General features: G+C 65.1%; 6 protein-coding genes. All 6 read left to right on the plus strand.

Annotated features, from left to right (window positions below):
• Positions 1 to 270: 270 nt before the first annotated feature.
• On the plus strand, positions 271 to 1,680 hold the full coding sequence (gene leuC, locus PMO31116_RS12955) for a 3-isopropylmalate dehydratase large subunit (RefSeq protein WP_150567061.1): 1,410 nt from the start codon (positions 271 to 273) through the stop codon (positions 1,678 to 1,680).
• Between the two features lie 70 nt (positions 1,681 to 1,750).
• Positions 1,751 to 1,864 (plus strand): entericidin A/B family lipoprotein, encoded by a 114-nt coding sequence (locus PMO31116_RS12960; protein ID WP_425494792.1) that lies wholly within the window; start codon positions 1,751 to 1,753, stop codon positions 1,862 to 1,864.
• A gap of 120 nt (positions 1,865 to 1,984) precedes the next feature.
• Positions 1,985 to 2,635: a 3-isopropylmalate dehydratase small subunit gene (gene leuD / locus PMO31116_RS12965; protein ID WP_150567063.1), complete on the plus strand. Its 651-nt coding sequence runs from the start codon at positions 1,985 to 1,987 to the stop codon at positions 2,633 to 2,635.
• Between the two features lie 34 nt (positions 2,636 to 2,669).
• Positions 2,670 to 3,737, plus strand: a complete 1,068-nt coding sequence (gene leuB, locus PMO31116_RS12970) for a 3-isopropylmalate dehydrogenase (protein WP_150567064.1) — start codon at positions 2,670 to 2,672, stop codon at positions 3,735 to 3,737.
• A 60-nt stretch (positions 3,738 to 3,797) separates the two neighbouring features.
• Positions 3,798 to 4,928 carry an aspartate-semialdehyde dehydrogenase gene (gene asd / locus PMO31116_RS12975; protein WP_145863441.1) on the plus strand — a complete coding sequence of 377 codons (1,131 nt, stop codon included), beginning with the start codon at positions 3,798 to 3,800 and terminating at the stop codon, positions 4,926 to 4,928.
• 200 nt (positions 4,929 to 5,128) lie between these two features.
• On the plus strand, positions 5,129 to 7,107 hold a 1,979-nt coding region (locus tag PMO31116_RS12980; protein ID WP_281350155.1), incomplete at its 3' end, for a type IV pilus assembly protein FimV.

A 7,107-nucleotide genomic window follows, 5' to 3' on the forward strand; every position in this document is an offset into this window, starting at 1 on the left:
GGCCTCCGGCACGGCCCCCGCTTGCCGTGCCGGCACCGCAACCTTGCCGAAACGGCAAGGCGGTGCGGCCCGCAGCGAGCGCTCGTTGCGTTATATTCGAATCCACGGCACACGCTGCCGTGATTCGCACAAATCCCCGGTTGATCGTGCGTTTACCGCCCGGTTTCCCGGGGATTTCGTATTCCGCCGGCGCGAAAGCGCTATGGCATAATCAAAAGTTCCCAGAACGATATTTGTTCTCAGAACGATATTTAGCCCCGCGTTTTTATCATGGCCAAGACGCTGTATGACAAGTTGTGGGATGCACACGTCGTGCATACCGAGGACGATGGCACTACGTTGCTCTACATCGACCGTCACCTGCTGCATGAGGTGACCAGTCCGCAGGCGTTTGAGGGGCTAAAACTCGCACAGCGTCCGGTCTGGCGCCTGTCCGCCAACCTCGCGGTGTCGGACCATAACGTGCCGACCACCGACCGTACGCAAGGCATTGCCGATCCGATTTCGCGTCTGCAGGTCGACACGCTCGACAGCAACTGCGACAACTACGGCATCACCCAATTCAAGATGAACGACTTGCGTCAGGGCATCGTGCACGTGATCGGCCCGGAGCAGGGCGCCACGTTGCCGGGCATGACGGTGGTGTGCGGTGACTCGCACACGTCCACGCACGGCGCATTCGGCGCGCTGGCGTTCGGCATCGGCACCTCCGAGGTCGAGCATACGCTCGCCACGCAAACGTTGCTCATGAAGAAGAGCAAGAACATGCTCGTGAAGGTCGAAGGCACGCTGCCGCGCGGTTGCTCCGCCAAGGACATCGTGCTGGCCGTCATCGGCAAGATCGGCACGGCTGGCGGCACGGGCTACACGATCGAATTTGCAGGCGCGGCGATCCGCGCGCTCTCGATGGAAGGGCGCATGACCGTGTGCAACATGGCCATCGAGGCGGGCGCGCGTGCCGGTCTGGTGGCGGTGGACGACACGACCATCAACTACGTGAAAGGTCGGCCGTTCTCGCCGACCGGCGTGGAGTTCCAGCAGGCCGAAGCCTACTGGCGAACGTTCCACACCGACGCCGGGGCCAAGTTCGACCACGTGGTCGAGATCGACGCCGGGACGCTGCGTCCGCAGGTGAGTTGGGGGACGTCGCCGGAAATGGTGGTGAGCATCGAGGACCGCGTGCCCGATCCCGAGAAGGAGAAGGATCCGGTCAAACGCAGCGCCATGGAGCGCGCGCTCGAGTACATGGCACTCACGCCGGACACGCCCATGTCGAGCATCAACGTCGACAAGGTCTTCATCGGCTCCTGCACCAACTCGCGCATCGAAGACATTCGCGCCGCGGCCTACGTCGTGAAGAAGCTGGGGCGCCGGGTGGCGTCGAACGTGCGCCTGGCCATGGTCGTGCCGGGGTCGGGCCTGGTGAAGCATCAGGCCGAGCAGGAAGGGCTGGACCAGGTGTTCAAGGCGGCCGGTTTCGAATGGCGCGAGCCGGGGTGCTCCATGTGCCTGGCGATGAACGCTGACCGGCTCGAACCGGGCGAGCGCTGCGCATCGACCTCGAACCGCAACTTCGAAGGCCGTCAGGGCGCCGGCGGACGCACTCATCTGGTGAGCCCGGCCATGGCGGCTGCCGCGGCCATCGAGGGGCACTTCGTCGACGTGCGTCGCCTGGTGTGACGCGTTTGCATCGATTTATCCGTCGTTTGACACTTTCTTTGACAGAGACAAAACCATGAAGAAACTGTGGATGCTGATCGGTGCGGTGATGCTCGTGGGCGTGGCGGGTTGCAACACGATGGCGGGCCTGGGCAAGGATACGCAAGCCGCTGGCTCGGCGCTCGAGAACGCCGCGAAGAAGTGATGCGACGGTGCGCGTCGCGCGGGGAATCCCGGCGCGCGCACCTACGAAATTTCCGGTTGTGACGGCTTACGCATCGTGGATGCGGGCCGCGGCCGAACTGTTTTGATCAGGTGGTTCGTGATGGAAAAATTTACCGTCCATACGGGGCTGGTGGCACCGCTGGATCGCGAAAACGTCGATACCGACGCGATCATCCCCAAGCAATTCCTGAAGTCGATCAAGCGCACGGGCTTCGGTCCGAACCTGTTCGACGAGTGGCGTTATCTCGATGTCGGCCAGCCGGGCCAGGACTGCAGCACGCGTCCGCTCAACCCGAACTTCGTGCTTAACCAGCCCCGCTTCCAGGGCGCGACGATTCTGCTCGCCCGCAAGAACTTCGGCTGCGGCAGCTCGCGAGAGCACGCCCCGTGGGCGTTGCAACAGTATGGGTTCCGCGCGGTGATCGCCCCTAGCTTTGCCGACATCTTCTTCAACAACTGCTACAAGAACGGGTTGCTGCCGATCGCGCTGAGCGAGATGCAGGTCGACCACCTGTTCAACGAGACGGCGGCGTTCAACGGCTATCAGTTGACGATCGATCTGGACAAGCAGGCCGTGATCACGGCGGACGGTCGTGCCTACGAGTTCGACATTGCACCGTTCCGCAAGTACTGCCTGTTGAACGGCTTCGACGACATCGGCCTGACGCTGCGTCACGCCGACAAGATTCGCGCCTACGAGGCCGAGCGGCTTGCCAAGCAGCCGTGGCTCGCAACGCGTTTGCCGGGCTGAGCCCGCGCATTCCAGGCATATCCAAGGAGATTGCATGAAAATCGCTGTGTTGCCGGGTGACGGCATTGGTCCGGAAATCGTGACGGAAGCCGTCAACGTGCTCAATGCGCTTGGCGAAAAGTTCGAACTCGAAGAAGCGCCCGTGGGCGGCGCCGGCTACGAGGCCGCGGGCCATCCGTTGCCGGAAGCCACGCTCAAGCTGGCCAAGGAAGCCGACGCGATCCTGTTCGGCGCCGTGGGCGACTGGAAGTACGATTCGCTCGAGCGCGCATTGCGTCCCGAGCAGGCGATTCTGGGGCTGCGCAAGCACCTGCAGCTGTTCGCGAACTTCCGTCCGGCCATTCTGTACAAGGAGCTGGCCGACGCGTCGAGCCTGAAGCCGGAGATCGTGGCGGGGCTCGATATCCTGATCATCCGCGAGCTCAACGGCGACATCTACTTCGGTCAGCCGAAGGGTTTCCGTCAGGCGCCGGACGGTGCTTTCGAAGGCGCGCGCGAAGGTTTTGATACCATGCGTTACAGCGTGCCCGAAGTGGAGCGCATCGCGCACGTGGCGTTCCAGGCGGCGGCCAAGCGCGGCAAGCGTCTGTGCTCGGTCGACAAGGCCAACGTGCTCGAGACTTCGCAACTGTGGCGCGACACGATGATCGAGGTCGCCAAGCAGTATCCGGAGGTCGAGCTATCGCACATGTACGTCGATAATGCCGCGATGCAGCTGGTCAAGGCACCCAAGAACTTCGACGTGGTGGTGACTGGCAACATGTTCGGCGATATTCTGTCGGACGAGGCCGCGATGCTCACGGGGTCGATCGGCATGCTGCCGTCGGCGTCGCTCGACGCCAACAACAAGGGGCTGTACGAGCCGTCGCACGGTTCGGCCCCCGATATTGCCGGCAAGGGCGTGGCCAATCCGTTGGCGACGATCCTGTCGGCTGCCATGATGCTGCGCTACACGCTGGGCAAGGTCGAACAGGCCGACCGCGTGGAGACTGCGGTCAAGAAGGTGCTGGCGCAGGGGTTGCGCACGCCCGATATCTGGCAGGAAGGCGCGACCAAGGTCGGTACGCGCGAAATGGGCGCGGCGGTGGTTGCCGCGCTATAACGCCGACGGGGCGTCGTGAGACGCCCCTTGGCGCAATTGCAACGATAAGAGAGTGGATAAATGAAAACCGTAGGTCTGGTAGGTTGGCGGGGCATGGTCGGTTCGGTCCTGATGCAGCGCATGCAGCAGGAGAACGACTTCGCCTTGATCGAGCCGGTGTTTTTCAGCACCAGCAACGCGGGCGGCAAAGCCCCGTCGATGGCGAAGAACGAGACTTCGCTGAAAGACGCCAATGATGTCAACGAGCTGAAAAAATGCGACATCATCATTACCTGCCAGGGCGGTGACTACACGACCGAGATCTTCCCGAAGCTTCGTGCGGCGGGATGGAACGGTTACTGGATCGACGCCGCATCGACATTGCGCATGAAGGACGATGCGATCATCGTGCTCGATCCGGTCAACCTCGACGTGATCAAGCATTCGCTGTCGAAGGGCACGAAGAACTTCATCGGTGGCAACTGCACGGTGAGCTGCATGCTGATGGGCCTGGGCGGCCTGTTCCAGCACGGTCTGGTCGACTGGCTGACGTCGATGACCTACCAGGCGGCTTCGGGCGGCGGCGCACAGCACATGCGCGAGCTGCTCACGCAGTTCGGCAGCATCAATGCCGAGGTCAAGGCGTTGCTCGACGATCCGCATTCGGCCATTCTCGAGATCGATCGCAAGGTGCTTGCCAAGCAGCACGCGCTGACGGCCGAGGAAACGAAGCAGTTCGGCGTGCCGCTGGGCGGTAACCTGATTCCGTGGATCGACAAGGACCTGGGCAACGGTCAGTCGAAGGAAGAGTGGAAGGGCGGCGCCGAGACCAACAAGATCCTGGGTCTGGGCGACGGCTTCCCGGGCACCCGCGCCATTCCGGTCGACGGTCTGTGCGTTCGTATCGGCGCGATGCGTTGCCACAGCCAGGCACTGACCATCAAGCTTACGAAGGATGTGCCGTTAGATGAACTGACCGACATCATCGGCCAGGCGAACGACTGGGTGAAGGTGGTGCCGAATACGCGCGAGGCGTCGATGACCGATTTGACGCCTGCCGCCGTGACCGGCACGATGACGATTCCGGTGGGGCGCCTGCGCAAGATGTCGATGGGGCCGGAGTACCTGTCGGCGTTCACGGTGGGCGATCAACTGCTGTGGGGCGCGGCCGAGCCGCTGCGCCGCATGCTGCGGATCCTGCTCGACGCTTGAGCGTCGTCGTGCATCGGTAGCGCATGAAGAACGGCGGCCCGCGAGGCCGCCGTCCGCGCTTTGGGAGGCGCCCCTCGTGTGAGGGGCCGCCAGTGACAAACGACTGACAGGCTAACAAGATCACAGTGCGGAAATACTCGACCGGCAAGCGCGCAAATTCGTCCCGTAATTCGTTTCGCTTGAGCGCAGCGGCGGCTGTCTTGTGGAGCCTCGGGCTCCTCAACGCCGGTGCTGCCGAGTTCGGCCCGCAACAGGTACGCTCGGGACCCGGCCAGCCGTTGCGCGCCGTGATCGTGCTGGGCAACGTGTCGCAGGCGGAAGCCGACGGGTTGTCGGTGAAACTCGCGCCGCGTGACGCCTTCAGGCAGGCCGGTCTGCGCTACGACCCCACGCTCGACAAGCTCTCGGTATCGGTCTCGCCGACCGGCGGGCGTGAGCCGGGCTATAGCGGGACGTATCTCGTTCACGTGGATTCGGCCGAGCCGGTCAGTACGTCGTTCCTCGATCTGTTGCTGGTGGTCGAATGGCGTACCGGTCGACAGTCCAACGCCGTGACCCTCTCGGCGATTCCGGAAGCCAGCCTGGCGCAGCCGCAGGCGGTCGTGCCGGCGGCAACGACGCAGGCGGCTGCGCCTGTGGCGGCAGCTTCGGCATCCGCCCCGACTGCGACTGCCCCGGCGGCCGATGCCGTTCGCGGCGCGGCGAGCGCGGAAGGTGCACGCAAGGTCGGCCGCGGCGATTCGCTGTCGTCGATCGCGCGTGAGTTCACGGGCGGCGAGGGCGGCACGACGCTCGCGCAGATGATGACCGCGCTGTTCGAAGCCAACCGCTCGGCCTTCATTGGCAACGATCCGAACCGGTTGCGTCAGGGCGTGACGTTGACGCGTCCCGCCGATGCACAGGTGCAGAGCATTCCTCCCGCGCAGGCGCACAAGTTCGTGACGGCCGCGCGGGAACAGTTTGACGCGTATCGCGCGCGGCTGGCCGACTCGACGGCGCAGCAGGCGGCACCGGCCGGCGGCCGCAGTGCACAGGGCGCGATCGAAGCGGGCAAGGCGCCGGAAGCCGCCGCCCCCGCCACGCGCGATGAATTGAAGCTGTCGCGACCCGGCAAGGGTGGGGCGGGCGGCTCGGCCGGACGCTCCGGCGGCAGCGAAGAAGAGCAAATCGCCCAGGGCAAGGCACAGGCCGAGGCCCAGGGCAGGGTGAATGAGTTGCAGAAGAACGTAGCAGATCTCCAGAAGCTGTTGGCGATGAAGAATCAGGCCGCAGCGAAGCTGGAGGAGCAGGCCGCCACCGCTTCCGGGGTGCCTGCGCAGGACAAGACGGCGAAGCCTGCCGAAGGCAGTAAGAACGCACCTGCGGTGGCCCAGACGGCGCCGAAGGCAGCCAACGGCGCGCAAGTGTCGGACGCAAAGGCGGAAGGGGCGGGCGCCAGTGCCGCGACGGCCTCCGAAGCCGCGGCCACCGCCGGCGAAGCCGCCTCGGATGCCTCGGCGAGCGCGTCCGAGTCAGCCGCGGCAGCGGCCGCGAGCGATGCAACCGCTGCCAGCGCACCGGCAGCGGCCAGTGCATCGGCGGGCGCAGCCGCCGCGGAAAACGCCACGCCGAACGCGGGAATGAACTGGCGTGCCGTGACCCAGAACCCCTATGTGCTGCCCGGCGCGGGCGTGCTGGCAGTGTTGCTCGGCTTGTGGGCGCTGATGCGTCGCCGTCGCGCCGAGCCGCCGGTGGGGCAGGCTGGGCCGTACGACGACGGCCGCGAGGCGCCCGACGCTCCGCAGGGGCACGACGATCCCGCAGGACACCTTGCGCCCGAGAGCGCGACGCCGGGCGCGCATGGCATCGCGGCTGCCGGTGTTGCGGGCGCCGCTGGCGGCGCGGCAGCGCTTTACGCGGCGAATCAGGCGGAGGCGGACGAGCATCTGCACCCGTCGGCCGACGATGCGTGGTCGACGCCGGAGGACACGCTGGCTGCAGCTGAATCCACCGCGCCGGACGAATGGGAGGCGGCGCAGGACTCGCCGCCGGCCGACGAGCTTGCCGCGGGCCTCGACGAGGCATCGAGAGCGCCCGAGGCGTTCGCGTCTGTGGAAACGGCTGAAACGGCTGAAACGGCTGAAACGGCTGAAACGGCTGAAACGGCTGAAACGGCTGAAACGGCTGAAACGGCTGAAAC

Source organism: Pandoraea morbifera (genome assembly GCF_902459575.1).
GTDB classification, from domain to species: Bacteria; Pseudomonadota; Gammaproteobacteria; order Burkholderiales; family Burkholderiaceae; genus Pandoraea; species Pandoraea morbifera.

Coding starts and splice junctions, on each gene's coding strand:
- asd (WP_145863441.1), top strand. CDS start 3,798: ATGAAAACCGTAGGTCTGGTAGGTTGGCGGGGCATGGTCGGTTCGGTC.
- leuB (WP_150567064.1), top strand. CDS start 2,670: ATGAAAATCGCTGTGTTGCCGGGTGACGGCATTGGTCCGGAAATCGTG.
- leuC (WP_150567061.1), top strand. CDS start 271: ATGGCCAAGACGCTGTATGACAAGTTGTGGGATGCACACGTCGTGCAT.
- leuD (WP_150567063.1), top strand. CDS start 1,985: ATGGAAAAATTTACCGTCCATACGGGGCTGGTGGCACCGCTGGATCGC.
- PMO31116_RS12960 (WP_425494792.1), top strand. CDS start 1,751: ATGCTGATCGGTGCGGTGATGCTCGTGGGCGTGGCGGGTTGCAACACG.